Consider the following 25282-nt stretch of genomic DNA (forward strand, 5'->3'; position numbering starts at 1 on the left):
TCTAGCTGGAGAAACTCGTTGCCTGGAGTGGGGCTGCTTCGCAGCCCAGCGCGGGGCAAGCCCGCTCACCACAAAAAGTACCATTCACCACAAAAAAGTACCGCTCACCACAAAAGGTGCCATTCACCACAAAAAGTACCGCCCACTACAAAAGGTGCCATTCACCACAAAAAGTACCATTCACTACAAAAAAACCGTTCATCACAGATAGGCCCATTCACCTCAAAAAATCGCCGGCCCCAGGCCCTGAATATGGAAACGATGTGATCACCACCCAATCCTTACCCACCCTCCGGACCCTCCAGAGTGTTGTGGTGTGCAGGGCTCTAGTGGTGAGCAGGCTTGTCCTGCGCTGGGTGGCGAAGCCGCCCCAAAACCGGCCATTGCGGTCTAGCTGGAGAAACTCGTTGCCTGGAGTGGGGCTGCTTCGCAGCCCAGCGCGGGGCAAGCCCGCTCACCACAAAAAAGTACCGCTCACCAAAAAAGATGCCATTCACCACAAAAAGTACCGCTCACCACAAAAGGTGCCATTCACCACAAAAAGTACCATTCACCACAAAAGGTGCCGCTCACCACAAAAAGTACCATTCACTACAAAAAACCTTTCATCACAAATAGCCCCATTCACCACAAAAAATCGCCGGCCCCAGGCCCTGAATATGGAAACGATGTGATCACCACCCAAGCCTTCCCCACCATCCGGGCCCTCCAGCGCAGTGCGTGGAACGATTGCTTCCCCGGTGCCCTGGAAGACTGGGACTATTACGTCGCCGTGGAAAACGCGGCCCTCGATGATTTCCAGTGGCGCTACCTTGCGGTCTACGAAGACGGAACCCTGGTGGCAGTCGCCCCCGCGTTCATCACCCATTACCGCCTCGACACCACGGTTTCAGGCGTCGGCAAGCGTTTCACCGAACGCCTTGAGCGACGGTGGCCGGGGGTTTTGACATTGGGCCTCTATGCCATCGGCTCGCCGGTTGCCGAGCGCTGTGATGCCGGATTTTCCCGCCACGTCCCCGAGTCGCGCCGCCCGTTGTTGCTCAAGCATGTGCTGGACGCCGCACGCCACGACGCCGATGACTTCGGTATCGGCCTGGTGGCGGTCAAGGACGCGCCGAGCAACGATCCGCACTGGGCCGACAGTTGCCGCGCCGCCGGTTTCCAGACCATGCCGAGCCTGCCCACCGGTGTGTTGCCGTTGCCCTACGGTTCAGTGGACGCCTACCTGGGCTCTCTGGGCAAATCCACGCGCAAGGATCTGCGTCGCAAACTGCGCGCACCGGGGCCACGGGTGGAGTGGCGGCGCAACATCGACGATGTACTGCCTGAGGTCATGCGCCTTTACGAAGCCACACTCACCCGAGCCGAGCTGCAGTTCGAACGCCTGCCTGCGGGCTACTTCACCGGTGTGCTTGAACGCCTTGAGTCACGCGCGGTGTGTGCGCTTTACTGGGTGGACGAGCAGTTGGTGGCGTTCAACCTGATGCTGGTGGATGAGCATCGGCTGGTGGACAAGTTCTTCGGGCATGACGTGAACTTCACCCGCGACTACAACCTGTATTTCCGTAGCTGGCTGACCAACGTCGACTATTGTATTGAGCACAATATTGCGGTGTACGAGTGCGGGCAGGCCGGGTATGCCAGTAAGCTGCGCCTGGGCTGCGAGTTCCAGGGCAACAGTTTGTTTTTCCGCCACCGCAACCGGCTGGTCAATGGCCTGCTCAAGCTTGTAAAACTGTTTATTCGACCGGACCGTTCCGACCCTGCCATGGCTGCTGCGATAAGCGAAACCCGATGATCACCAAGACCCGCCAGAAAGCCCGTCCCTTTGCCATTTCGCGCTGGAGTGTCCAGCGCAAGCTGGTGCTGGCATTCTGGTTGGTCAGCGTGATCCCCACCATGATCGCGGCGGAGTTGGCCGCCACCACGCTGTCGCAGATTTTCGACAGCAACGTGCGGATCTGGCTGCAGGAGTCGACCAAGATCGTCAAGGACGAGATCGGCGACATCCTTCATGACAACGCGCGCATGGCCAAATTGTTCCTGCGCTACACCAGCCCGCCGGAGAACCGGCAAGCTGCCCGGCACGACCGGCTGACGGCCGACATCGCCGATGCCACGGACATTGACGTGGTCGCGTTGATTCGCGTCAGTGACCACAAAACGGTGTTCAGCACCGCCTCCGACGACATCGTCAAGCAGATCAGCCTGACCAGCAACGCGGTGTTGCAGACGGTGCAGGTGGCGGGCGTGAGCACGGGCATTGTGGTCTCTACGTTCGACACTTCCCGGGACGGCGTCGACTACCAGTTGCTGGTGGCCACTTACCTGGACAGCAGTTTCCTCACCAGCGTGGCCGATGTGCACTCCCTTGACCTGCGCCTGTACCTGGCCAACCCCGAGGGCTTCTCGGAAATTTTCTCGACCCAGCGCTTCGAGGATCACCCGTCGCGCATCCCCAAAAATGTTGAAGCGGCTATGCGCAGCACCAAACAGCCCAGCGAGCAATTCACCAATAACTACAGCGGTTTGTACTGGCCGATCTTCAACGACGCGGGCGATTTGCAGGGCGTGATTTTCAGCGGCCTGCTGCGCCATAGCAGCCTGGTGGGGCTGGTCAACCAGAGCAATCTGTTCGTCTTGATATTCCTGGTCAGCTCGGCGCTGTCATTGGCGGCGGGGGTGTTGGTGTCGCGGCGCTTGACCCGGCCGCTGCGAGACTTGTCCCAAGGCGTGAGTGCGGTGATTTCCGGCAATTACACCCATCGCGTAGCGGTCAGCGGCGGCGATGAGCTGGCGCAATTGAGCAGCACCTTCAACCATATGACCGAGCGCCTGGGCGAGTTGCATCACCTCGAAGCCCAGTTGCGCCGCCGCGATCGCCTGCATGCACTGGGCGAAGTCGCCATGGGCCTGGCCCACGAGATCCGCAACCCCCTGGGCATCATCAAGACCGCTACCCAGTTGCTGCACCGCCGCGCCGACCTGGCGGACACCGATAAGCGCCACCTGGAGTACGTGATCAGTGAAGTCAGCCGCATCAACGACCTGATCACCGAGTTCCTCGATTTCGCCAAGCCCAATCCGCCGCTACGTGTGGTGCAGCCGGCACGTCCGCTGGTGGAGGAAATCTTCGGTTTCTGCGCCCCGGAACTGGCTACTCACAACATCGATGCGCAGATCGACGACCAGGCACCGGGCGCGACTATTTACGCGGATGCCAAACAGCTCAAACAGGCGTGCCTCAATCTGATTCTCAACGCCATCGACGCGATGCCCGAAGGCGGGCGCCTGACCGTGGGGATTCGCACGGTGGGCGACAACACCGTTATCAGCATTGCCGACACCGGCCAGGGCATTCCGGCAGAGATGGTCGAGCGCATCTTTACGCCCTTCGTCACCACCAAGGCCTCGGGTACTGGCTTGGGTCTGGCCAAGGTCTATTCGATCATGGAAAGTCACGATGGCAGCATCGAATGCGCCAGCGAGAAAGATGCCGGCGCCACCTTCAGCCTGTACATTCCGGCGATGGGCGAAGACGACGAGGACAGTCATGACGCATAACATTCTAGTGGTCGACGACGAACCCAAGCTCTGTGATCTGCTGGCGTCGGCCCTGAGTCAGAACGGCATCCAGGTATTTATCGCCGGTAACGGGCTGCACGCGCTCAAGGTGCTGGAGCAGGAAGACATCGACCTGGTGATCAGCGACTGGCGCATGCCGGGCATGGACGGGCCGGCGCTGCTGGCGGAAATCAAGGTACGCTACCCCCATGTGCCGGTGATTGTGATGACCGCCTACAGCACGGTTAAAAACGCCGTGCAGTCGATGCGCAACGGCGCCTATGACTACATCGCCAAGCCGTTCGATATCGACGAACTGGACATCACCGTCAGCAAAGCCTTGCAATTTCGCGACATCATGCGCGACAACGCACGCCTGCGCGCCGAGCTGGATGAGCATGCCCAGTTCGACAGCCTGGTGGGTGACAGCCCGGCGTTTCGCACGGTGTTGCAAGCGGTGGAATCGGTGCGTGACAGCAGCGCCACTGTCCTGCTGACCGGCGAAAGCGGCACCGGCAAGGAAATGGTCGCCCGTGCCATCCACAAACACGGCAGCCGTGCCGACAAACCCTTCGTGGCGGTCAACTGCGCCGCAATCCCGGAAGGGCTGCTGGAAAGCGAGATGTTCGGCCACCGCAAAGGCGCATTCACTGGCGCGGTAGCGGACCGGGTAGGGCGTTTTATGCAGGCCGACAAAGGCACGCTCTTCCTTGATGAAGTCGGCGATATGCCTCTGGCGTTGCAGGCCAAGATCCTACGTGCATTGCAGGAGCGGGTCATCGAGCCGGTGGGCGATCCCCGCGAGCGCAAGGTGGATGTGCGAGTGATCGCGGCCACCAACAAGAACCTGTTGGAAGCGGTGGCCAAGAAGGAGTTTCGCGAAGACCTGTATTACCGCCTCAACGTGTTCCCGATCCCTTTGCCGGCCCTTCGCGAGCGCGTCGAAGACATCGCGCCCCTGGCCCGCCACTTCGCCCAGACCCTCAGCGCCACTGCGGGCAAACGCATCACCGGCTTCAGCCCCGAAGCATTGCAGGCGATGGCCGCGTATCACTGGCCCGGCAATATCCGCGAGCTGCAAAATTGTGTGGAACGCGCAACGATTGTGGCGGCCTCGCCGGTCATCGAGGATATCGACCTGCCGGGTTACCTGTTTGCGTCGAAGCCGAGCGAGCTGGGCGTGACGACGATTCTCAGCGACGGGCCAGGGATTCCTCAGGACTTGGATGCGGCGCTGGCGGAGGTGGAGAAGGCCTACATTCTGGCGGCGTTGCAGGAGAGTAATGGCGTGCAGGCTGCGGCGGCGGCGAAGATCGGGATCTCTGAGCGCAGTTTCTGGTATCGCCTGAAGAAGCTGGGCATCCAGGTCGACAAGATAGTCCGCTGACACACCTCGATTAAAAATGTGGGAGGGGGCTTGCCCCCGATAGCGGTGTGTCAGTCAGCTCATCTTTAACTGATCCACCGCTATCGGGGGCAAGCCCCCTCCCACATTTTTTGACCGAGTCGGGTCAGGTATGGAGGCGTACCCAGATACTCACCAGGATCGTCGCGGCGATCAGCCACGCTACCGCGGCTACGGCTAAAGAGGCCTCCAGCCGCATGCGGTCAACCATCACATACAACGTCGCCAGATACACAAAGTACGGAATGATCGACCACATCCCAAACAGGATCGTGGTCTTCAAATCGTCTACCGAACGGCCCTTGCCGACGATGTAATGGGCGATCAGCGCAAAGGTCGGAAACAGCGGTACCAGCCCCGCGATGTAATAGTTTTTGGTCTTGGCCAATGCGGCCAATATCAGTACCACCGCCGCGCCGAGGGCGGCTTTCAAGAATAGATCCATCAGTGACTCAACCCGTATTTCTTGACCTTGTCGAAGAGGGTGGTCTTGGCCATCCCCAGTTCCTGGCTGGCCTGGGTCAGGTTGCCGCCGCTGCGTTGCAGGGCGTCGCTGAGCAGGTTGCGCTCAAAGGCTTCCACCGCTTCGGTAAACGCCAGGCCGTGGCTGCCACTGCTTGCGCCGCTTTTTTTGAAGGCGGGCAGGCCGAGGGCGAAACGTTCGGCGACGTTGCGCAGCTCACGCACGTTGCCGGGCCAGTCATGGCTCATCAGGCTGGACAGGGTCTGGTTGTCCAACTCCGGCGCGGTGCGGTCGAAGCGCAGGGATGACTGCTGCAGGAAGTGTTCGAACAGTTGCAGGATGTCTTCGCGGCGCTCGCGTAACGGCGGCAGTTCCAGCGTGACCACGTTGAGGCGGTAGTACAGGTCACTGCGGAACTGGCTGGCGCGGCTCAGTTCGTCGAGGTCGGACTTGGTGGCGGCGATCACGCGGCAATCCACGGCCACGCTCTGGTTCGAACCCAGGCGTTCCAGAGTGCGTTCCTGCAACACCCGCAGCAATTTGATCTGCAGGTTGATCGGCATGCTTTCTACTTCATCGAGAAACAGCGTGCCTTCGTGGGCGTGCTCGATCTTGCCGATGCGCCGCTTGCCGGCGCCGGTAAATGCGTTGGCTTCGTGGCCGAAAATCTCGCTTTCGAACAGGTTCTCCGGCAGACCGCCGCAGTTGAGGGCGACGAACTGGTGCGAGTGGCGCCGGCTGAAATCATGCAGGCAGCGGGCGACCAGTTCTTTACCGGTGCCGGTCTCGCCTTCGATCAGCACGTTGGCTGAGGTGTCGGCGACGTTGGCGATCAGCTCGCGCAGGTTCTGCATGGCAGGGGAGCGGCCGATGATGCGGCCTTCCAGGGAGTCACGCTCGGCCAACTGACGGCGCAGCGACCAGACTTCCCGCGCCAGTGCGCGTTGCTCAAGGGCACGACGAGCGACATCCACCAGGCGTTCGGGAGAGAAGGGCTTCTCCATGAAATCGTAAGCGCCATTGCGCATGGCGCCGACGGCCATGGAGATATCGCCGTGCCCGGTGATCAGCACCACCGGCAGGCTTTTATCCAGGGCCTTGAGGCGGGTGAGCAGCTCCAGGCCGTCGATGCCCGGCAGGCGAATGTCGCTGATCACGATGCCCGCGAAGTTCTCGCCGATGCGCTTCAACGCCTCTTCGGCACTGCCCACGCCTTCGCTGGGAATATCTTCCAGCGCGAGGGCCTGCTGGCAGCCGAGCAGCACATGGGGGTCGTCTTCGACGATCAGCACGGTGAGGTCTTGAGGATCAATATTCATGTCGACTCAGCTTGTTGAGCGCCTACCAGCGGCAGGCTCAGGACAAAAGCGGTACCACCACTGGCCGGATGCTCAACGGCGAGCGTGCCGCCGGTGGCCGCCGCGAGGCTGGCGGACAGGGTCAGGCCCAAGCCCAGACCTTGCTCGCCGGGCTTGGTGGTGAAGAACGGTTCGAACAAATGCTTGCGCGCCTCGGCGTCGATGCCGTGGCCGTTGTCGCGTACATGCAGGCGGTATTTGCCTTCGGCGACACTGCCTTCCAGCCACAACTCGGGAGCGGGTTGTGCCTGCATGGCGTCAAGGGCGTTGCCGATCAGGTTGACCAGGATCTGCTCCAGGCGTGTCTGGTCGATCTGCAAATGGGCCGCAACGAAGTCGCGATGCACGGTCAGCGGCAGGCTGTCCAGGCGCGCGCCCAGTACCTGGAACGCAGCGTCCACCGCCTTGGCGAGGTTGGCTTCGCCCTGGTCGTCACCGCGCCGGGCAAAGGAGCGCAGGCTGGCAGTGATGCGGCCCATGCGGTCGATCAGTTCGTTGATGGTCTTGAGGTTGGCGCTGGCGGTGTCCAGAGCGCCGCGCTCCAGGAAGCGCACGGTGTTGCCGGACAAGGTGCGCAGCGCGGCCAACGGCTGGTTCAATTCGTGGGCAATGCTGGTGGACATCTGGCCGATGGCCGCCAGTTTCCCGGCCTGCACCAGCTCATCCTGGGCACGGCGCAGGGTTTCTTCGGCCTGGCGTCGTTCGCGGATCTGGCCTTTGAGCCGTTCGTTGCTGGCGCGCAGGTCCGCGGTGCGTTCGGCAATCCGACGCTCCAACTGGCTGTTGGCTTCCTGCAAGGCTTCCCGTGCGGCGAGGCGGGTGGCGATGACTTTGCGTCGCTCATTCCAGGCAATCAGCAGGAATGCCACCAGACCAAATGCGACAGCCACCAGAATGCCTTGGTTGATCGCTGCGCGGCGCAGGTCATTGAGGGGAGTGAGGAGGGTGAAATTCCACGGTGTGTCGTTGAGCGGTCGGGTTTGCGCCAGGTAGCTGACTTCGTGTTCGTCGTTGACCACTTCGCTGTTGGCCGGAAAGGTCAGTTTTTCGGTGCCTTCGTTCAAGCGCTCACGGGCCAGCGGTTCAAGCTCGTTCAGCGTGGCCCAGTAATATTGCAGGCTGTGGGCCAGGCGATCCTTGGTTTCATTGCTCAACGGGCGCACGGCCTTGAGGCGGCGGGCCGGGTCGCTGGAGAGGATGATGATGCCGTTCTCGTCGCTGACGAAGGCTTCCAGGCGCGCACGTTGCCAACGTTCTTCCAGCGCTTCAAGGCGTACCTTGACCACTGCGACGCCGATGATCTTGCCGTGCTCTTCCAGCCCGTGGGCCAGGTAATAACCGGGTTCGCCATTGGTGCTGCCGATGCCGTAGAAACGCCCGGGCTGGCCGCGCACGGCGTTCTGGAAATACGCGCGGAAGGAGAGGTCTTCACCTTGGTAACTGTCGGCATCGCGCCAGTTGCTGGTGGCCAGCACCCGACCGGTGGTGTCCATCACGTAGATGGCCCGACTGCGACTGCGTCGGTTCAGGCCTTCGAGGTAGTCGTTGACGTTTTTGCGGGTTTCCTGGCTCGGGTCGGCGAGCAGCTGCGAGACGCTGGTCTCCAGCTCCAGCAGGCTGGGCAGGTAAGTGTATTTGCTGAGTTCACTTTCGACGGTGCGGGCATGCAGCTCCAACTGGCGTTCGCCCGTGTCGCTGAGGGTGCGTATGCCGTAGTACTCGCTGATCCAAAAGCCGATATAACCCAAGCCGATCATCAGGGCGACGATCAACGGCGGCAGGAACAGTTGGCGAATCAGACGAGGCTTCACGGCAAGTGATGGCGGTGCGGCGCGAAATTGGTTGGGGTCGCATTTCATCACAGATGCCTTGGGTCAACCAGAGCTGCCAGCCTGTGCGGTCCAGCATGGGAGGGGGCTTGCCCCCGATTGCAGTGTGTCAGTCGGTATATCTATCGCTGATCCACCACTATCGGGGGCACGCCCCCTCCCATATTGGCCCGGTTTCTACAGCAGGAGCTATGTAGTGCTTAGTGCTGCAGGATTTTCTCAAGGAAGTGCTGCGCACGCTCGGAGCGGGCGCTGATGTCGCCGAAGAATTCTTCTTTCGGGCAGTCTTCGATGATCTTGCCGGCGTCCATGAAGATCACGCGGTCGGCCACTTTACGGGCAAAGCCCATTTCGTGGGTTACGCACATCATGGTCATGCCTTCCTGGGCCAATTGCACCATCACGTCCAGCACTTCGTTGACCATTTCCGGGTCCAGGGCCGAGGTCGGTTCGTCGAACAGCATGACGATCGGGTCCATGGCCAGGGCGCGGGCAATCGCCACACGTTGTTGTTGGCCGCCAGAGAGTTGGCCTGGGTGCTTGTGGGCGTGCGCCGACAGGCCGACGCGCTCCAGCAGTTGCAGGCCTTTCTTGGTCGCCTCTTCCTTGCTGCGGCCGAGCACTTTGATCTGTGCGATGGTCAGGTTTTCGGTGATGGTCAGGTGCGGGAACAGTTCGAAGTGCTGGAACACCATGCCCACGCGCGAGCGCAGTTTCGGCAGGTTGGTCTTCGGGTCGGCGATGGAGGTGCCGTCGACTACGATGTCGCCTTTCTGGAACGGTTCCAGCGCGTTGACGCATTTGATCAGGGTGGATTTACCCGAGCCCGAAGGCCCGCACACAACGATCACTTCGCCTTTTTTGACCTCGGTGCTGCAATCGGTCAGCACCTGGAAGTCGCCATACCACTTGTTGATGTTCTTGATAGAGATCATACGGCAAACCTTTTTTGCAGACGCTTGACCAGCAGCGAGGCGGAAAAGCTGATGATGAAGTAGACGACACCGGCAAAGATCAGGAACTCATTGGAGCGGCCGATGATGTCGCCGTTGGAGCGGGCGGAATTGAGGAAGTCCACCAGGCCCACGGTGTAGACCAGCGAGGTGTCCTGGAACAGGATGATGCTCTGTTGCAGCAGCAACGGGGTCATCTTGCGGAACGCCTGGGGCAGGATAATCAGACGCATGGTCTGGCCATAGGTCATGCCCATCGCTTGCGCTGCGCCCATCTGGCCCTTGGGAATCGACTGCACGCCGGCCCGCACGATCTCACAGAAGTACGCGGCTTCGAACATCATGAAGGCCACGACGCAGGAGGTGAACGCTCCGATGGGTGTGTCTTCGCCGGTGATCCAGCGCAGTACGAACGGTACGGCCAAGTAGAACCAGGTGATCACCAACAGCAACGGGATCGAACGGAAATAGTTCACATAGGCGCCGGCCAGGCGCGACAGCAGTTTGCTGGACGACAGGCGCATCAGCGCCAGGATCGTGCCCAGGGCGATACCGCCGATCACGCCCATGACCATCAACTGCAAGGTCATGACCATGCCGTTCCACAGGCCTGGGATCGCGGGGATGATGCCGCTGAAATCGAGTTCCATTATTTACCCCCCACGGAGATCAGGCCGGGCACTGCGACTTTCTTCTCGACCACGCGCATCAGCAGCATCAGGCTCATGTTCAGGGTGAAGTAGATCAGCGTGGCCAGGGTGAAGGCTTCAAACAGGTTGGCCGAGAACTCGGCGGTCTGCTTGGTTTGTGCCAGCAGTTCCATCAAGCCGATCAAGGACGCCACGGAGGAGTTCTTGAACACGTTGAGGAATTCCGAGGTAAGCGGCGGAATGATGATGCGGTAGGCCTGCGGCAGCAGCACGTTCCAGTAGATCTGCGGCAGCTTGAAGCCCATGGCGCGCGCAGCGGATTCCTGGCCACGTGGTAACGCCTGGATGCCGGTGCGCACTTGCTCACACACGCGGGCGGCAGTGAACAGGCCAAGGCACACGACGACGCTCAGGTAGGCCGAGGTGGTCGGGTTCAGGTCTTGTTTGTACCAGTCCTGCAGGTTTTGCGGCAGCAGGTCGGGTATCAGGAAATACCAGATGAACAGCTGAACCAGCAGCGGCACGTTACGAAACAGTTCCACGTAGCAGGTCGCGATGCCCGATACGAGGCGGTTTGGCACAGTGCGCATGACCCCCAGAATGGAGCCCAGCAGCAAGGCGATAATCCATGCCACGACAGCGATGGCAATGGTCCAGCCCAAGCCGGCGATGTACCAGTCGAGATAAGTCTCGCTGCCCACGCCGGTGGACTTGAAGAACACGCCCCAGTCCCAGTTGTAATTCATTAGGGTCTCCCCTCGAGATCGATCGATGTACAAGCACCCGCTTGGGGAAAATCCATTCCCTCCTGGCGATGAACGCCAGGCACACACGATCGGCTCGAAAACCGCCAGGTCGAGTGTTCCAAGTTAAATCCAGCAGGTAATTACAGACGCCTGAGGGAGGGTTGCTCCCTCAGGAGATAAGGTTAGATCAGTGTCAGATTTTTACGTCAGGCGCTGGCTTGTCGCTTGGGTTGGCGATCAGCTCTTTAACCTTGTCACTCATTGGGAAGTTCAGGTTCAGGCCTTTAGGTGGAATCGGGCTCTCGAACCATTTGCTGTAGATCCTGTTGATTTCACCGGATTTGTACAGGGCGGTGATGGCGCCATCTACGGCTTTCTTGAAGTCTGGATCGCCTTTGCGAACCATGCAGGCGTAGGCTTCGAAGGACTGTGGAGTACCGGTGATTACCCAATCATCCGGCTTCTTGGCCTTGGCTTCTTCGCCGGCCAGCAGGGCGTCATCCATCATGAACGCAACGGCGCGGCCGCTTTCGAGCATTTGGAAGGATTCGCCGTGGTCTTTGGCGGAGATGACGTTCATGCCCATCTGCTTGTCGGCGTTCATCGCTTTGATGATGCGCTCGGACGTGGTGCCAGCGGTGGTCACGACGTTCTTGCCTTTCAGGTCGGCAAAGTCGGCGTAAGACGGCTTGCCGTCCTTGTCTTTCTTGACCAGTAGGCGGGTGCCGATTTCGAAGATGTTGACGGTGAAGTCGACTTGCTGAGCGCGCTCGGCATTGTTGGTGGTGGAGCCGCACTCAAGGTCCGCAGTGCCGTTCTGGATCAGCGGAATACGAGTTTGCGAGGTGACCAGGTTGTACTTGGTCTTCAGGTCGGGCTTGTTCAGGTCTTTTTTCAGTTGCTCGACGACAGCTACTTGGATGTCGTGGGAGTAGCCAACCGGTTTGCCCGAACCATCCGCGATGTAGGAAAACGGAATGGAGCTGTCGCGGTGCGCGAGGGTGATGGTGCCGGAGTCGTTGATTTTCTTCAGTGTGCCGGTGAGTTCGGCGGCAAAAACTGGAGTGCTGATCAGAGCAGCAGCGATAGCTGCGCCCAGGATATGGGGAACGATGCGCATCAATACTTCCTCGACATTTGTTTTTTTTATGAAGCCAGTTAGACGGCTCTCTTGTACAGCGAATGCCCGTGACGGCTCCTGAGGCGTCCCAGGCAATCGTCCAAGAGTGTAGAGCATGAGTCGTGCCAGGCCAGGGCTAAATGGCTAACCGTATGATTTATATGATGATTAACTTTGTGTGACGGTAAATATGTAACTGTACGGTCCGGCAAACCGAATAGCTTGGAGTGTTGCGTTCGGAAAACCGAATGACTTGGTGCGCATAAAAAAGCCCCTGGGCCTCGCGGCGCAGGGGCATTTGTATGAAGAGTCTGTCAGGCCGCCTGAGTCTTGCTGCGGTTCTGCTCAACTTGGGACAGGTAACGTTGCAGGTTGTCCTGTTCTTCCGGTGTGGTGAACAGGCCAAGCTTGGTACGGCGCCACAGCACGTCCTGAGGTTGGGTCACCCATTCTTCGGCGCCCAGGTAGTCGACTTCTCGGGTATACAGGCCGCCACCCAAGTGGTCGCCCAGGTCAGCCAGCGATTGCACGCCTTCCAGCAGGCGCCATGTGCGGCTGCCATAGGTGGTGGACCAACGGCGTGCGATCTCGCTCGGCACCCAGTCGAATTTGTGGCGAATGGCTTCGGCCAGGGCTTCTGGTGAGGTCATGTCTTCGCCACCCGGCAGGCTGGCCTTGGCGGTCCAGCTTGGGCGCATTTGGGTGAAATACGGGGCCAATTGCGCCATCGCCGACTCGGCGAGCTTGCGATAGGTGGTCAGCTTGCCGCCGAACACCGACAGAATCGGTGCCTCGCCTGCGCCGCCCGACACCGACAGGGTGTAATCGCGGGTGATCGCCGATGGGTTATCCGACTCGTCGTTGCACAGCGGGCGTACGCCGGAGTAGGTGTGGACGATGTCATCGCGGCTCAGTTGTTTCTTGAAGTGCGCGTTTACCACGTTGAGCATGTAGTCGGTTTCACCTTCGGTGATCGCCACTTTCGCCGGATCCCCGGTGTATTCGCGGTCGGTGGTGCCGATGATGGTCAGGTGGTTCAGGTACGGAATAGTGAAGACGATGCGCTGATCTTCGTTCTGCAGGATGTGCGCGTGGGCACCTTCGTACAGTTTCGGCACGATCAGGTGGCTGCCCTGGATTAAGCGGATGCCGTAGGGCGAATCCAGCTTCAGGTCTTCCTTGATGAACTTGGCGACCCACGGGCCGGCGGCATTCACCAAAGCGCGGGCGCGGATCGAGAACAGGCTGCCGTCGGCGCGTTCCATGTTCATATCCCACATACCGTTGCTGCGATGCGCGCTGATGCAGCGGGTCTGGGTGTGAATGTGCGCGCCTTTTTCGCGGGCGGCCATGGCGTTGAGCACCACCAGGCGGGCGTCATCGACCCAGCAGTCGGAGTATTCGAAACCCTTGGTGATTTCGCTTTTCAGCGGGCTGTCAGCGCCAAACTTGAGGCTTTTGGAGCCGGCGAGCTTTTCGCGCTTGCCCAAGTGGTCATACAGGAACAGACCTGCGCGGATCATCCACGCCGGGCGCAGGTGCGGGCGGTGCGGCAATACAAAACGCATCTGCTTGACGATGTGCGGGGCCTTGGCCAGCAGCACTTCGCGTTCGGCCAATGCTTCACGCACCAAGCGGAACTCGTAATGTTCGAGGTAGCGCAGGCCGCCGTGGATCAGCTTGCTGCTGGCGGAGGAGGTGTGGCTGGCCAGGTCGTCCTTTTCGCAAAGGAATACTGACAAACCGCGACCGGCTGCGTCTGCTGCAATGCCGACGCCGTTGATCCCGCCACCGATTACGGCAACGTCATAGACTTCGGCAAGCGGTGATGCAGGCAAGGTGGAAGGGTTCATCGGCTGGCCTCGCGATTTTTTCGTCTTGGAATTCGAACATTAATGTTCATTTGCGAAAATGGTAGCTGATAAACGCGCGCACAGCCACTCGACTTTGATTGAAAAAACTCATCAAAGGGCGGGAAAAGGAAGAATTGTGAACATGAGCCTTGGAAAGGCTTGAGGAAAAGGGTGTGTGATGGCGCGCCATTGTGGGAGTAAGCCCCTTCCCACATTCGAGCGTATTCACAGCTCGAAGGGTGGGAGGGGGCTTGCCCCCGATGACGTCAGTGCAGACGCTATACGACTTCCAGGCGAACCTTATGGTCATTCAGCAACTGCACCAGCGCCGGCACCGGCTGCTGATCCGTCACCAGGCAGTCCACCAGGCTGATCGGCCCTAAACGAATCATGGCATTGCGCCCAAATTTGCTCGAGTCCGCCGCCAGGATCACTTTGCGGGCATTGGCGATGATCGCCTGGGAAACCCTGACTTCCTGGTAATCGAAATCCAACAAGCTGCCATCTTCATCAATGCCGCTGATACCCACCAAGGCAAAGTCGACCTTGAACTGGTTGATGAAGTCCACGCTGGCCTGGCCCACCACACCGCCGTCACGCCGCACGTTGCCGCCGGTCAGCAGCACGTCAAAGTCATCCTTGGCACTGAGCATGGTGGCGACGTTGAGGTTGTTGGTGATGATTTTCAGGTGGTTGTGATTCAGCAGCGCACGGGCGATGGACTCGGTGGTGGTGCCGATATTGATGAACAGCGAGGCGTGGTCGGGGATTTGCGCGGCAATGGCCTCGCCGATGCGCTGTTTCTCGTCGCGCATCTGGTCGGCACGCATGGCGTACGCGGTGTTTTCGACACTGGAGTCATAGGCCGCGCCGCCGTGGTAGCGGCGCAGCAAATTGGCGTCCGCCAGCTGATTGATATCGCGGCGGATGGTTTGCGGGGTGACAACAAATAGCTGCGCCATTTCCTCGATACTGACGTAGCCGCGCTCGCGGACCAGTTCGAGGATTTGTTGTTGGCGGGGAGGCAGATTCATGGGGCGTCCTTTGGGCTGCCATACAAAAGTGGCCCATGATGACGCAGGAATCCGCTCCCGGCCAGTTACAACCGGAGCTTGGCTTATTCGGCGCCTTCGTGCGGTTCCCAGTCGCGGGTGCGGCTGACAGCTTTTTGCCAGCCAGCGTAGAGTTTTTCTTTGGCTGCTTCATCGAGCTGTGGTTCGAATTCGCGCTCGATCACTGCCTTGCCTCGCAACTCGTCCAGGCTGCCCCAGAAGCCACAGGCCAGGCCGGCCAGATAGGCGGCGCCTAATGCCGTGGTCTCGCGCATTTGCGGGCGCTCGACCTGGGTGCCGAGGATATCGGCCTGGAACTGCATCAGGAAGTTGTTGGCTACCGCGCCGCCGTCCACACGCAGGGCCTTGAGGCGTTCGCCGGAGTCCTGCTGCATGGCATCGAGAACGTCACGGGTTTGGTAGGCAATCGACTCCAGGGCTGCACGAATAATGTGATCCACGCGTACGCCACGGGTCAGGCCGAACAGTGCGCCACGGGCGTAGGGGTCCCAGTACGGAGCACCCAGGCCGGTGAAGGCCGGGACCAGGTACACGCCATTGCTGTCCTTGACCTTGCCGGCGAAGTATTCGGTGTCGGTGGCGTCGGCAATGATCTTCAACTCGTCACGCAGCCACTGCACAGTGGAGCCGCCGTTGAAGACCGCGCCTTCGAGTGCGTAGGCCACTTCGCCACGCGGGCCGCAGGCGATGGTGGTGAGCATGCCGTGCTTGGATTTCACCGCTTTGTCGCCGGTGTTCATCAGCAGGAAGCAGCCGGTGCCGTAGGTGTTCTTGGCCTGGCCGGCTTCCACGCACATCTGGCCGAACAGCGCCGCTTGCTGATCACCGGCGATACCGCCGATGGCGATGCCGCTCTTGGTGCGGCCGTAGATCTCCGAAGAGGACTTCACTTCCGGCAGCATTTCGCGAGGAACGTCGAGGATCTCCAGCATCTTCGCATCCCACTCCAGGGTATTGATGTTGAAGAGCATGGTGCGCGAGGCGTTGGTGTAATCGGTGACGTGGGTTTTGCCGCCGGTAAATTTCCAGATCAGCCAGCTGTCCACAGTGCCGAACAGCAGTTCGCCGTTGCGCGCGCGCTCACGGCTGCCTTCGACGTTATCGAGGATCCACTTGAGCTTGGTACCGGAAAAGTACGGGTCGGTGACCAGGCCGGTGGTGTCGTTGATGTATTGCTCGTGGCCATCACGCTTGAGCTGCTGGCAGATCTCGGTGCTGCGGCGGCACTGCCATACGATGGCGTTGTAGATCGGGCGGCCGGTGATTTTGTCCCACACTACGGTGGTTTCACGCTGGTTGGTGATACCGATGGCGGCGACCTGGTCGTGGTGCAGGCCGGCTTGTGCCAGGGCTTCGACCATCACCGCGCTCTGGGTAGCGAAGATTTCCATCGGGTCATGTTCAACCCACCCAGGCTGTGGGTAGTGCTGAGTGAACTCACGCTGGGCGGTGCAGACCACGTTGGCGTCACGATCGAAGATGATTGCCCGGGAACTGGTGGTGCCCTGATCAAGGGCAATGATGTAGTTCTTATTCTGAATGTCGGTCATGTCGATTGCCTTGGACGAGAAATAAGGGAGTGGATCAACAGCCTGGGCCACTAAAAGGGCAGTAGGGACCAGGCGGTATTATCAGGAAATACGGGTTTCGCCAGTGACGGCGGTGTCTTGGGTTTCGGCGACAGCAGGTGCGGCGCTCGGCAGATGACGGGCAATCAGCCCGCGATAGGCCGCAGCACCCAGGCATGCGCCGACAATCGGCGCGAAAATCGGCACCAGGAAGTAAGGAATATCGCGGCCGCCAGTGAAGGCCATTTCACCCCAACCAGCGAAAAAGGTCATCAGCTTGGGCCCGAAATCCCGCGCCGGGTTCATCGCAAAGCCGGTCAACGGGCCCATGGCGCTGCCAATTACCGCAATCAGCAGGCCGATCAGCAGTGGCGCCAACGGGCCGCGTGGCAGGCCGTTATTGTCATCGGTCAGGGCCATGATCACGCCCATCAGAATCGCCGTAATGACCATTTCCACCAGGAAAGCCTGTGCAGTGCTCAGCAGGGCATGAGGGTAGGTGGAGAACACCGACGCCAATTCCAGGCTGGCTTGAGTGCCGCGTACCAGATGATGGGTTTGTTCGTAATCGAAAAACAGATTGCTATAGAGCGTGTACACCAGCGCCGCTGAGCAGAATGCGCCGGCCACTTGGGCGAGGATGTAGAAGGGCAGTTTGCGCTTTTCGAAATCGGCGAAAAGGCACAGGGCGATGCTGACGGCTGGGTTGAGGTGAGCCCCGGAAATACCGGCGCTCAGGTAGATCGCCATGCTGACGCCGATACCCCAGATGATGCTGATTTCCCATAACCCAAAGCTGGCACCCGCGACCTTGAGAGCAGCGACACATCCTGTACCGAAGAAGATCAGAAGCGCAGTCCCCAGGAACTCGGCCATGCATTGGCTCGAAAGTGAAGGCTGTTGAAGAGCAGTTGTCATGGAAAACCTCAATTGTTGTTCTTGTCTGGCGCACTGCCTCAACGGGCGGTGGCGCGATTTTCACCGTGACGAGGATCCCCATCCAAGGCACGGCTTACTGCTGGAATACTGTAGGTGTATTACTACAGTGTTCGTAAGCGAAAAAATATAGACAAGAATGACCGCTGTCAAAGGTCGAAAGTGAACGGTCAGTCACTTTCGAACTATGGGTTTGATGAATGATCATGCTTGCCCTACGGAGTATCGTTTGAAGAGAGGTGCGCATTAGAGCGTTTTACGCGGGCTTGGCCTAGAATTGGCCACCTGTTTGCCACCGCCGGAGACGCCATGACCCCCGCATTGGATTTGTTGAAAAAAGTTCGCGCCGAACATCGCATCCACAGTTATGAACACGATCCCAAGGCCGCCTCATATGGCCTGGAGGCCGCAGAAAAGTTGAGCCTCGACCCGGCGCAGGTGTTCAAGACCTTGTTGGCCAGCAGCGAAAAAGGCGAATTGTTGGTGGCTGTGGTGCCGGTCGTCGGAAGTCTGGACTTGAAAGCCCTGGCGCACGCGGCGGGGGTGAAAAAAGTAGAAATGGCCGACCCCGCCGCGGCGCAGCGTTCTACCGGTTATCTGTTAGGTGGCATCAGTCCGTTGGGGCAGAAGAAGCGTTTGCGCACGTTTATCGATGTGACAGCGCAGCCGTTCACGACGATTTTTGTCAGTGCGGGGAGGCGGGGTTTGGAAGTGGAGTTGTCGGCAGCGGTGCTGGCGGAGCACACCCAGGCCATATTCGCAGAAATTGGTCGGGCGTAATCCCAGGCTCCTGGCGAGCCCATGTGGGAGGGCGCTTGCTCACTATCGCTGTAGGTCAGCCGGTGTATCTACAGCTGACCCACTGCCATCGGGAGCAAGCTCCCTCCCACATGATGACCAGTATTCTTCAAATACTCAGTGTGCCGGGTTGTAGCGCCGTACGCCCGACTCGGATCGAGGGATCTGCGCCGCGGTGCTGCCCGAAGCCTGAAACAGCACCAGATGCTCAGCGGCTACACGAATCCCCACATCCGACCCCACCTGATGGTCGGCATGACTGGGGAAAATCGATTCCAGTTGCGCGCCGGTCGGCAACTGCAGACGGTACAAGGTGGATGCACCGAGGAACGTCTTGCCGACGATCCGGGCTTTCAATGCACTGTCCGGCGCGTAGACGATGTCATCCGGGCGTAGCAACACATCCACCGCACCACCGGTCGGCCAGGTGTAGGCGCGATTGCCGCGCAGGTCACCCAGTTCGGTGCTGACGGACTCGGGCGAGCTCAATTGACCACGAATGAAATAACCCTGGCCGATAAAGCTGGCGACGTAGGGTGTCTGAGGTTCGTGATAGAGGTTGTAGGGCGTGTCCCACTGCTCCAGACGGCCCTCCTTGAAGACGCCGACCTGATCACTCACGGCAAACGCTTCTTCCTGGTCATGGGTGACCAGGATCGCACTGGTGCCGCGCGCCTTGAGAATGTCGCGCACCTCATGGCTGAGCTTGCGCCGCAGTTCGCCATCAAGGTTGGAGAAGGGTTCGTCCAGCAGCAACAGTTGCGGCTCCGGCGCCAGGGCGCGGGCGAGGGCGACACGTTGCTGCTGGCCGCCGGACAGTTCGTGAGGGAAGCGCTTGCCCAGATTCTTCAGGTTGACCAGTTCCAGCAACTCGGTAACCACGCGATCCTTTTGTGGATGCTTGCGGATGCCGAACGCGATGTTGTCGGCCACGCTGAGGTGGGGAAACAGCGCGTAGTCCTGGAACACCATGCCGATGCGACGTTTCTCCGGTGCCAGGGTAAAACCGGCACTGGAGATCACTTCTCCCGCCAGGCTGATTTCGCCTTCATGCACCGGCTCAAAACCGGCAATCGCGCGCAGAGTGGTGGTTTTACCGCAGCCTGATGAGCCGAGCAGGCAACCGATATCACCCGCGTTCAGGTGCAGATTGAGGTTCTGTACCACCCGTTGATCTTGATAGCCGCATGCCAGATTGCGCAGGTTCAGCAGAAGTGGCTGGCTCATGCGTGGTGGTACGAAGGCGGGACGAGGAATTCGAGCAGAGCCTTCTGAGCGTGCAGGCGGTTTTCGGCCTGGTCCCAGGCGACCGAGCGCTCATCGTCAAGCAGGTCGAGGCTAATTTCTTCGCCGCGGTGAGCGGGCAGGCAGTGCATGAACAGCACATCCGGCGCAGCCAGGTCGAGCAAGGCCCGATTTACCTGGTAAGGCGCGAACAGGGCCAGGCGCTGGGCGGTTTCGTCTTCCTGGCCCATGGAGGTCCAGACGTCGGTGCTGACGAGGTGCGCGCCCAGCACGGCGTCACGTGGGTCACGCACCAGGGTGACGCGATCGCCGGCCTGTGCCAGGAAGCGCGCGTCAGGCTCGTAGCCTTGCGGGCAAGCAATGCGCAGTTGGAAGTCGAATTGGATCGCCGCTTCTATATAGCTGTTGCACATGTTGTTGCCGTCACCGATCCAGGCCACGGTCTTGCCTTGGATGGAGCCACGGTGCTCAAGGAAGGTTTGCATGTCAGCCAGCAACTGGCACGGGTGCAGGTCATCGGACAGGCCGTTGATCACCGGAACTCGTGAGTTGGCGGAAAATTCGGTGACGGTGCTGTGGGCAAAGGTACGGATCATCACCGCATCCAGCATGCGCGACATGACGCGGGCGCTGTCGGCGACAGGCTCGCCACGACCCAGTTGAGTGTCGCGCGAAGACAGGAAGATGGCTTGGCCACCTAGTTGGATCATGCCGGCTTCAAAAGACACACGGGTGCGGGTCGACGACTTCTCGAAAATCATGCCGAGGACGCGGTTTTTCAAAGGCTCGAACAGTACGCCGCGGTTACGCAGGTCTTTAAGCTCAATGCCTCGACGGATCACGCTGACCAGCTCTTCGGGCGTGCAATCCATCAGGGAGAGAAAGTGCCTTGCGCTCATCATTAACTACCTTTTTGCAACAGACCGCAGATACTCAAAGCCTTGTTTATTGTGACAACGGGCGAGACCTGCGGCGAAAGCCGCACGGGGCGACGAAATAGGGGAAGGCGCGATATTGACATTAAATGTCGCGTCTTACCAATAGGGCTACGTTTTTAGGGGTGTTCAAGAAGGGCGCGAGAGCGCTTTTGAAGACGATTTCCTGACGGCAGCGGGCCATTTGTACACTGGCGTCGCAACCTTTTGCAATGCGCGGGGGCGGGCTCGGATCAGGCCGCGTCGGTTTCCGGGGCTGTATATAGCGTTTTGTAACATTTGCTCATGCTTGGTCATGGCCTGGCCTAATGCTTGCCGATTCACAGGACGAACGATACTGGCGTCTGTCATGGTCGCGGCCCATAGTCAGACCAAAGCCCCTATAAAGAGACTGGCCATGACCAAGACTCTCCATCACCGTGCGTGCCATCTATGTGAAGCCATCTGTGGCTTGACCCTGGAAACTACCCAAGCCGAAGACGGCAGCCTGGCGATTACCTCGATCAAGGGCGACGCGTTGGACACCTTCAGCCGTGGTCATATCTGCCCAAAGGCGGTGGCGTTGCAGGATATCCAGAATGACCCGGACCGCCTCCACCAGCCGATGTTGCGAACGGGCAGCGAATGGCGAGCGATCCCGTGGGACGAAGCGTTCTCGTTAGTCGCCGAGCGGCTGTCGGGTATCCAGGCCCGGCACGGGCAGAATGCGGTGGCGGTGTATCAGGGCAACCCCAGCGTGCACAACTATGGGCTGATGACTCACAGCAACTACTTCCTCGGCCTGCTCAAGACGCGCAATCGGTATTCCGCGACCTCTGTGGATCAGTTGCCTCATCACCTCACCAGCCACTTGATGTACGGCCATGGCCTGCTGCTGCCGATCCCGGACATCGATCACACCGACTTTATGCTGATCCTGGGTGGCAACCCGCTGGCTTCCAACGGCAGCATTATGACCGTGCCAGATGTGGAGAAGCGCCTTAAGGCCATTCAGTCCCGGGGCGGCAAAGTGGTGGTGGTAGACCCTCGGCGCAGTGAAACGGCGGCGATTGCTGATCAACACCTATTCGTGCGGCCGGGTGGGGATGCGGCGCTGTTGTTCGGTGTGCTCAACACCTTGTTTACCGAAAACCTGACACGCCCCAGTCATTTACCGGTAGACGGTCTTGAGGACGTTCGCCGTGCTATCGCAGGCTTTACTGCCGAGGCCATGAGCCGCCAGTGTGCGGTGCCTGCCGAACAGATCCGCCAATTAGCGCGGGACTTTGCCGCAGCGGACAAGGCCGTGTGTTATGGGCGTATGGGTGTGTCGACCCAGGCGTTTGGCACGCTCTGCCATTGGTTGGTGCAGTTGATCAACCTGGTTACCGGCAACCTGGACCGGGTTGGCGGCGCCTTGTGCACTACGCCCGCGGTGGACCTGGTGGCGTCGACCGGCGGGGGGCATTTCAACCGCTGGCAAAGCCGGGTTTCCGGGCGTCCGGAGTACGGCGGCGAGTTGCCGGTGTCGGCCCTGGCTGAAGAAATGCTTACTGACGGCGAAGGGCAGATTCGCGCATTGGTCACGGTAGCGGGCAATCCTGTGCTGTCGACCCCTAACGGTCGCCAGTTGGAGCAGGCGCTGGATGGGTTGGAGTTCATGGTCAGTATCGATCTTTACATCAACGAGACCACTCGGTACGCCGATCTGATTTTGCCGTCCACCTCGGCCCTGGAAAACGATCACTACGACACCACCTTCAACATGTTTGCGGTGCGTAACGTCACCCGTTTCAACCGCGCGATCTTGCCCAAGCCCGAAGGGGCCTTGCATGACTGGGAAATTTTCGTCGGTCTGGCCACCGCCTTTGCGGCGCAGACCGGTGTTGTGCTTAAACCGACGATGCCGCCGGCCAAGATGATCGACTTCGGACTGCGTGCCGGGGCGTATGGTGATGCGTCGAGTCATAAACTGTCGGTTGCGATGCTGGCCGATCACCCCCATGGCGTGGATTTGGGGCCGTTGCAGCCCAATCTTTGTGCGCGCTTGAAAACGGCTGACGGTAAGGTTCAGGCCGCGCCCGCTGTGATTCTTGCCGACCTGGCGCGCTTCGCCGCGCAGCCGCTGCCCATGGCTGACGAACTGCTGCTGATCGGCCGTCGGCATGTGCGCAGCAATAATTCCTGGATGCATAATTATCATCGCTTGGTGAAGGGCAAGCCCCGACATCAATTGCTGATGCATCCCGATGACCTTGTCAGTCGGCAACTGAGTGATGGTCAGCGGGTTCGCGTGAGTTCGCGCATTGGCATGATCGAGGTAGAGGTGCTGGCCAGTCTGGAGATGATGCCCGGGGTCGTCAGCCTGCCCCATGGCTGGGGCCACGCTCGCCCGGGCGTCCAGATGACCATCGCCAGCGGGCAACCGGGGGCGAGCGCGAATGACTTGACCGACGAGCGGCAGTTGGATGAGCTATCGGGGAACGCTGCGCTCAATGGCGTTCCGGTCCAGGTAGCAGCGGCCTGAGCACCCGGCTGGAATTTTGCGTTACAATGCGCCACCGTGCCGACCTGTGAGTCGCAAAGTTCCAGCCGAGGTGTTCCATGGATATCATCGAAACGATCAAAGAGCAGATTGCCAATAACACCATTCTGCTTTACATGAAGGGCGCCCCTAACGCTCCTCAGTGCGGTTTCTCCGCGAAGGCTTCCCAGGCTGTTATGCAGTGTGGCGAGAAGTTCGCTTACGTGGATATCCTGCAAAACCCGGAAATCCGCGCCAACCTGCCGAAGTACGCCAACTGGCCGACTTTCCCACAGCTGTGGGTAGCCGGTGAGCTGGTTGGCGGTAGCGATATCATCACTGAAATGGCAGCTGATGGTTCGTTGCAGACGCTGATCAAAGACGCAGCGGCAAATGCGGCGGCCAAGACTGACGCTTGATTCGCCTGCAATAAAAAGCCCCGCTTCTCGTGAGAGAGCGGGGCTTTTTTGTGGGGTTTTACCGGCAAGCCGATAAGGCTTATTCGCCCATCTGCGATTGCAGGTAATTTTCCAGGGTGACCTTGTCGATCAGGCCCAATTGGGTTTCCAGCCAGTCGATGTGTTCTTCCTGATCTTCCAGGATATCTTCCAGCAATTCACGGCTGCCGAAATCGCCTTGGGCTTCGCAGTGAGCGATGGCCGCCTTGAGGTCGCTGTGGCTCTTGCGTTCAAAACCCAGGTCGCTGCCGATCATTTCCTGGGTGTGCTCGCCGATGTTCAGCTTGCCCAGGTCCTGGACGTTCGGTAGGCCTTCCAGGAACAGAATGCGCTTGATCAGCGCGTCTGCATCCTTCATGGCTTTGATGGATTCTTTGTATTCGCGCTTGCCAAGCTTTTCCAGGCCCCAATCGTCGTACATGCGTGCATGCAGAAAGTACTGATTGATCGCGACCAGTTCATTGGCAAGGATTTTGTTGAGTTGCTGGATGACTGAGATGTCGCCTTTCATGACTGGGGTCCTGCCCTGTAATAGCTGTGTATAGGGCGGAGTTTGAGCGGCGAAAACCTCAGTGTCAAACCTAAGTTATTGAATAATAAATGAAAATTAATCGGAATAAGAATGTTTGTGTTCCGCGTCTTGGGGCTAACTAATTGAATTACAGGCATAAAAAAACCGGACACTAAGTCCGGCTCTTTAAAACACGCCTATTTAAGCGTGTGTAAATTCTGCTGAGTAGGGGAGTGCTGCCTGGGCTGTCTGCAGCTGCGTCAGGGTTTCCCGTACCACTTGCTTGGCGAGGCAGGCACATTTGCCACATTGACTGGCAACGCCGGTGGTTTCACGCACTTCCTTGTAGCTGCAGCAACCTTCATAGATTGCTTCGCGGATTTGTCCGTCGGTGACGCCAGTACAGAGGCACACATACATAGGGAGAACCGTCGCGGGGTTAAGGCTTAAGTGCGATGGATCTTAATGTTAACGAGAATGATTGTCAAAGTAGATTCGTAGGGTATTTGCCCGCACCGCCCTCACGCTGACGAACGGTTTTTTCAGTGTATGATGGTCGGTCTTCACGAAGCGTGACTGCGTCACAGGGCTGTCGCTTGAATGCGGCAGACTCAGGGCCGGTCCTTTTACTTCAATCGTCACCCTTACATCAGGAGATACCTAATGAGCGTACTCGTCGGCAAACAAGCCCCGGATTTCGACGTACCTGCCGTGCTCGGCAATGGCGAAATCGTTGACAGCTTCAAACTGTCTGAAGCCATTAAAGGCAAATACGGCCTGGTGTTCTTCTACCCGCTGGACTTCACTTTCGTCTGCCCTTCGGAGCTGATCGCTCTGGACCACCGCATGGACGATTTCAAGGCGCGTAACGTTGAAGTGGTCGCCGTTTCCATCGACTCCCATTTCACCCACAACGCCTGGCGCAACACTGCCATCAACGATGGCGGCATCGGCAAAGTCAAATACACCATGGCTGCCGACATGAAGCACGACATTGCCAAGGCTTACGACGTTGAGTCCGAAGGCGGCGTGGCTTTCCGTGGCGCGTTCCTGATCGATGACAAAGGCGTTGTCCGCTCGCAGATCATCAACGACCTGCCGCTGGGCCGTAACATGGAAGAGCTGATTCGCCTGGTCGACGCTCTGCAATTCCACGAAGAGCACGGCGAAGTGTGCCCTGCCAACTGGAAGAAGGGCGACAAAGGCATGAACGCTTCGCCAGAAGGCGTTGCTGCTTACCTGACCGAGAACGCTGGCAAGCTGTAAGCCAGAATCGAGGTACAAAAAAACCGGCCTGTAACAGGCCGGTTTTTT

The 25282-nt window shown here is 59.3% G+C and carries 23 protein-coding genes; 8 read left to right on the forward strand and 15 right to left on the reverse strand.

What is annotated here, in order from left to right:
- From ACEN2T_RS13315 to ACEN2T_RS13330, 4 genes are all read left to right on the forward strand, one after another.
- The coding region (locus ACEN2T_RS13315) for a hypothetical protein (RefSeq protein WP_442116842.1) at nt 1–211 on the forward strand (211 nt) is incomplete at its 5' end.
- 459 nt (nt 212–670) lie between these two features.
- A complete protein-coding gene (locus tag ACEN2T_RS13320; protein WP_442116843.1) occupies nt 671–1798 on the forward strand; it encodes a GNAT family N-acetyltransferase in 1128 nt (375 codons plus the stop codon).
- Nucleotides 1795–3564 carry a sensor histidine kinase gene (locus tag ACEN2T_RS13325; protein ID WP_095183944.1) on the forward strand — a complete coding sequence of 590 codons (1770 nt, stop codon included), beginning with the start codon at nt 1795–1797 and terminating at the stop codon, nt 3562–3564. Before ACEN2T_RS13320 ends, ACEN2T_RS13325 begins: the two co-directional genes overlap by 4 nt.
- Complete coding sequence (locus ACEN2T_RS13330; protein ID WP_122680291.1) at nt 3554–4951, forward strand: sigma-54-dependent transcriptional regulator; 1398 nt, start codon at nt 3554–3556, stop codon at nt 4949–4951. Before ACEN2T_RS13325 ends, ACEN2T_RS13330 begins: the two co-directional genes overlap by 11 nt.
- A gap of 124 nt (nt 4952–5075) precedes the next feature.
- Here the strand turns inward: ACEN2T_RS13330 and ACEN2T_RS13335 are convergent, their stop codons facing one another.
- The 11 genes from ACEN2T_RS13335 to ACEN2T_RS13385 all read right to left on the reverse strand — a co-directional run bounded on the left by ACEN2T_RS13335 (nt 5076) and on the right by ACEN2T_RS13385 (nt 17500).
- Nucleotides 5076–5414 carry a GlpM family protein gene (locus ACEN2T_RS13335; protein ID WP_095183946.1) on the reverse strand — a complete coding sequence of 113 codons (339 nt, stop codon included), beginning with the start codon at nt 5412–5414 and terminating at the stop codon, nt 5076–5078.
- Nucleotides 5414–6751: a sigma-54-dependent transcriptional regulator gene (locus ACEN2T_RS13340; protein WP_032891818.1), complete on the reverse strand. Its 1338-nt coding sequence runs from the start codon at nt 6749–6751 to the stop codon at nt 5414–5416. Before ACEN2T_RS13340 ends, ACEN2T_RS13335 begins: the two co-directional genes overlap by 1 nt.
- Nucleotides 6748–8649, reverse strand: a complete 1902-nt coding sequence (locus ACEN2T_RS13345) for a sensor histidine kinase (protein WP_032891816.1) — start codon at nt 8647–8649, stop codon at nt 6748–6750. The genes ACEN2T_RS13340 and ACEN2T_RS13345 overlap by 4 nt, the downstream gene beginning before the upstream one ends.
- A gap of 170 nt (nt 8650–8819) precedes the next feature.
- On the reverse strand, nt 8820–9554 hold the full coding sequence (locus ACEN2T_RS13350) for an amino acid ABC transporter ATP-binding protein (RefSeq protein WP_042560754.1): 735 nt from the start codon (nt 9552–9554) through the stop codon (nt 8820–8822).
- A complete protein-coding gene (locus tag ACEN2T_RS13355; RefSeq protein WP_032891811.1) occupies nt 9551–10222 on the reverse strand; it encodes an amino acid ABC transporter permease in 672 nt (223 codons plus the stop codon). Before ACEN2T_RS13355 ends, ACEN2T_RS13350 begins: the two co-directional genes overlap by 4 nt.
- A complete protein-coding gene (locus tag ACEN2T_RS13360) occupies nt 10222–10968 on the reverse strand; it encodes an amino acid ABC transporter permease (protein WP_032891809.1) in 747 nt (248 codons plus the stop codon). Before ACEN2T_RS13360 ends, ACEN2T_RS13355 begins: the two co-directional genes overlap by 1 nt.
- A 193-nt stretch (nt 10969–11161) precedes the next feature.
- Nucleotides 11162–12088 (reverse strand): glutamate/aspartate ABC transporter substrate-binding protein, encoded by a 927-nt coding sequence (locus ACEN2T_RS13365; protein ID WP_442116844.1) that lies wholly within the window; start codon nt 12086–12088, stop codon nt 11162–11164.
- A 314-nt stretch (nt 12089–12402) separates the two neighbouring features.
- Nucleotides 12403–13941, reverse strand: coding sequence for a glycerol-3-phosphate dehydrogenase (glpD, locus tag ACEN2T_RS13370; RefSeq protein ID WP_442116845.1), 1539 nt, complete (start codon nt 13939–13941; stop codon nt 12403–12405).
- Between the two features lie 278 nt (nt 13942–14219).
- Nucleotides 14220–14975: a DeoR/GlpR family transcriptional regulator gene (locus tag ACEN2T_RS13375; protein WP_032891803.1), complete on the reverse strand. Its 756-nt coding sequence runs from the start codon at nt 14973–14975 to the stop codon at nt 14220–14222.
- Nucleotides 14976–15058: 83 nt separating this feature from the next.
- A complete protein-coding gene (glpK, locus tag ACEN2T_RS13380) occupies nt 15059–16564 on the reverse strand; it encodes a glycerol kinase GlpK (RefSeq protein ID WP_442116846.1) in 1506 nt (501 codons plus the stop codon).
- A gap of 81 nt (nt 16565–16645) precedes the next feature.
- Entirely contained in the window at nt 16646–17500 is an 855-nt protein-coding gene (locus ACEN2T_RS13385; RefSeq protein WP_032891800.1) for an MIP/aquaporin family protein, read from the reverse strand.
- Between the two features lie 327 nt (nt 17501–17827).
- Between ACEN2T_RS13385 and ybaK the strand changes: the two genes are divergently transcribed.
- Nucleotides 17828–18298 (forward strand): Cys-tRNA(Pro) deacylase, encoded by a 471-nt coding sequence (gene ybaK / locus ACEN2T_RS13390; RefSeq protein WP_032891799.1) that lies wholly within the window; start codon nt 17828–17830, stop codon nt 18296–18298.
- Nucleotides 18299–18433: 135 nt separating this feature from the next.
- Here ybaK and ACEN2T_RS13395 read toward each other — a convergent pair whose 3' ends face one another.
- Both ACEN2T_RS13395 and argF read right to left on the reverse strand, forming a co-directional pair.
- Entirely contained in the window at nt 18434–19543 is a 1110-nt protein-coding gene (locus ACEN2T_RS13395; protein ID WP_099601217.1) for an ABC transporter ATP-binding protein, read from the reverse strand.
- On the reverse strand, nt 19540–20460 hold the full coding sequence (argF, locus tag ACEN2T_RS13400; RefSeq protein ID WP_032891794.1) for an ornithine carbamoyltransferase: 921 nt from the start codon (nt 20458–20460) through the stop codon (nt 19540–19542). The genes ACEN2T_RS13395 and argF overlap by 4 nt, the downstream gene beginning before the upstream one ends.
- 433 nt (nt 20461–20893) lie before the next feature.
- Between argF and ACEN2T_RS13405 the strand changes: the two genes are divergently transcribed.
- Entirely contained in the window at nt 20894–23002 is a 2109-nt protein-coding gene (locus tag ACEN2T_RS13405) for a molybdopterin oxidoreductase family protein (protein WP_442116847.1), read from the forward strand.
- 77 nt (nt 23003–23079) lie between these two features.
- The gene (gene grxD / locus ACEN2T_RS13410; protein ID WP_032891789.1) at nt 23080–23418 is read left to right on the forward strand and encodes a Grx4 family monothiol glutaredoxin; all 339 of its coding nucleotides are present in this window, start codon (nt 23080–23082) and stop codon (nt 23416–23418) included.
- Between the two features lie 79 nt (nt 23419–23497).
- On the opposite strand, the gene bfr is transcribed toward grxD, so the two are convergent.
- Both bfr and ACEN2T_RS13420 read right to left on the reverse strand, forming a co-directional pair.
- A complete protein-coding gene (gene bfr, locus ACEN2T_RS13415) occupies nt 23498–23968 on the reverse strand; it encodes a bacterioferritin (RefSeq protein WP_017526353.1) in 471 nt (156 codons plus the stop codon).
- Between the two features lie 201 nt (nt 23969–24169).
- Complete coding sequence (locus tag ACEN2T_RS13420; RefSeq protein ID WP_010564137.1) at nt 24170–24388, reverse strand: bacterioferritin-associated ferredoxin; 219 nt, start codon at nt 24386–24388, stop codon at nt 24170–24172.
- A gap of 243 nt (nt 24389–24631) precedes the next feature.
- On the opposite strand from ACEN2T_RS13420, the gene ACEN2T_RS13425 reads away from it, so the two are divergent.
- Entirely contained in the window at nt 24632–25234 is a 603-nt protein-coding gene (locus ACEN2T_RS13425) for a peroxiredoxin (protein ID WP_003172097.1), read from the forward strand.
- The last annotated feature ends 48 nt before the right edge of the window (nt 25235–25282 follow it).

The organism is Pseudomonas sp. W22_MBD1_FP4 (assembly GCF_052113765.1).
GTDB lineage: Bacteria > Pseudomonadota > Gammaproteobacteria > Pseudomonadales > Pseudomonadaceae > Aquipseudomonas > Aquipseudomonas sivasensis.

Bases quoted from the DNA above. Each gene is read 5' to 3' on its own strand.
- ACEN2T_RS13345 (WP_032891816.1), bottom strand. From the start codon at position 8,649: ATGAAATGCGACCCCAACCAATTTCGCGCCGCACCGCCATCACTTGCC.
- ACEN2T_RS13385 (WP_032891800.1), bottom strand. From the start codon at position 17,500: ATGACAACTGCTCTTCAACAGCCTTCACTTTCGAGCCAATGCATGGCC.
- argF (WP_032891794.1), bottom strand. From the start codon at position 20,460: ATGAGCGCAAGGCACTTTCTCTCCCTGATGGATTGCACGCCCGAAGAG.
- ACEN2T_RS13360 (WP_032891809.1), bottom strand. From the start codon at position 10,968: ATGAATTACAACTGGGACTGGGGCGTGTTCTTCAAGTCCACCGGCGTG.
- ybaK (WP_032891799.1), top strand. From the start codon at position 17,828: ATGACCCCCGCATTGGATTTGTTGAAAAAAGTTCGCGCCGAACATCGC.
- grxD (WP_032891789.1), top strand. From the start codon at position 23,080: ATGGATATCATCGAAACGATCAAAGAGCAGATTGCCAATAACACCATT.
- ACEN2T_RS13420 (WP_010564137.1), bottom strand. From the start codon at position 24,388: ATGTATGTGTGCCTCTGTACTGGCGTCACCGACGGACAAATCCGCGAA.
- ACEN2T_RS13330 (WP_122680291.1), top strand. From the start codon at position 3,554: ATGACGCATAACATTCTAGTGGTCGACGACGAACCCAAGCTCTGTGAT.
- glpK (WP_442116846.1), bottom strand. From the start codon at position 16,564: ATGACCGACATTCAGAATAAGAACTACATCATTGCCCTTGATCAGGGC.
- bfr (WP_017526353.1), bottom strand. From the start codon at position 23,968: ATGAAAGGCGACATCTCAGTCATCCAGCAACTCAACAAAATCCTTGCC.
- ACEN2T_RS13340 (WP_032891818.1), bottom strand. From the start codon at position 6,751: ATGAATATTGATCCTCAAGACCTCACCGTGCTGATCGTCGAAGACGAC.
- ACEN2T_RS13395 (WP_099601217.1), bottom strand. From the start codon at position 19,543: ATGAGCCAGCCACTTCTGCTGAACCTGCGCAATCTGGCATGCGGCTAT.
- ACEN2T_RS13405 (WP_442116847.1), top strand. From the start codon at position 20,894: ATGACCAAGACTCTCCATCACCGTGCGTGCCATCTATGTGAAGCCATC.
- ACEN2T_RS13375 (WP_032891803.1), bottom strand. From the start codon at position 14,975: ATGAATCTGCCTCCCCGCCAACAACAAATCCTCGAACTGGTCCGCGAG.
- ACEN2T_RS13355 (WP_032891811.1), bottom strand. From the start codon at position 10,222: ATGGAACTCGATTTCAGCGGCATCATCCCCGCGATCCCAGGCCTGTGG.
- ACEN2T_RS13425 (WP_003172097.1), top strand. From the start codon at position 24,632: ATGAGCGTACTCGTCGGCAAACAAGCCCCGGATTTCGACGTACCTGCC.
- ACEN2T_RS13335 (WP_095183946.1), bottom strand. From the start codon at position 5,414: ATGGATCTATTCTTGAAAGCCGCCCTCGGCGCGGCGGTGGTACTGATA.
- ACEN2T_RS13325 (WP_095183944.1), top strand. From the start codon at position 1,795: ATGATCACCAAGACCCGCCAGAAAGCCCGTCCCTTTGCCATTTCGCGC.
- glpD (WP_442116845.1), bottom strand. From the start codon at position 13,941: ATGAACCCTTCCACCTTGCCTGCATCACCGCTTGCCGAAGTCTATGAC.
- ACEN2T_RS13350 (WP_042560754.1), bottom strand. From the start codon at position 9,554: ATGATCTCTATCAAGAACATCAACAAGTGGTATGGCGACTTCCAGGTG.
- ACEN2T_RS13365 (WP_442116844.1), bottom strand. From the start codon at position 12,088: ATGCGCATCGTTCCCCATATCCTGGGCGCAGCTATCGCTGCTGCTCTG.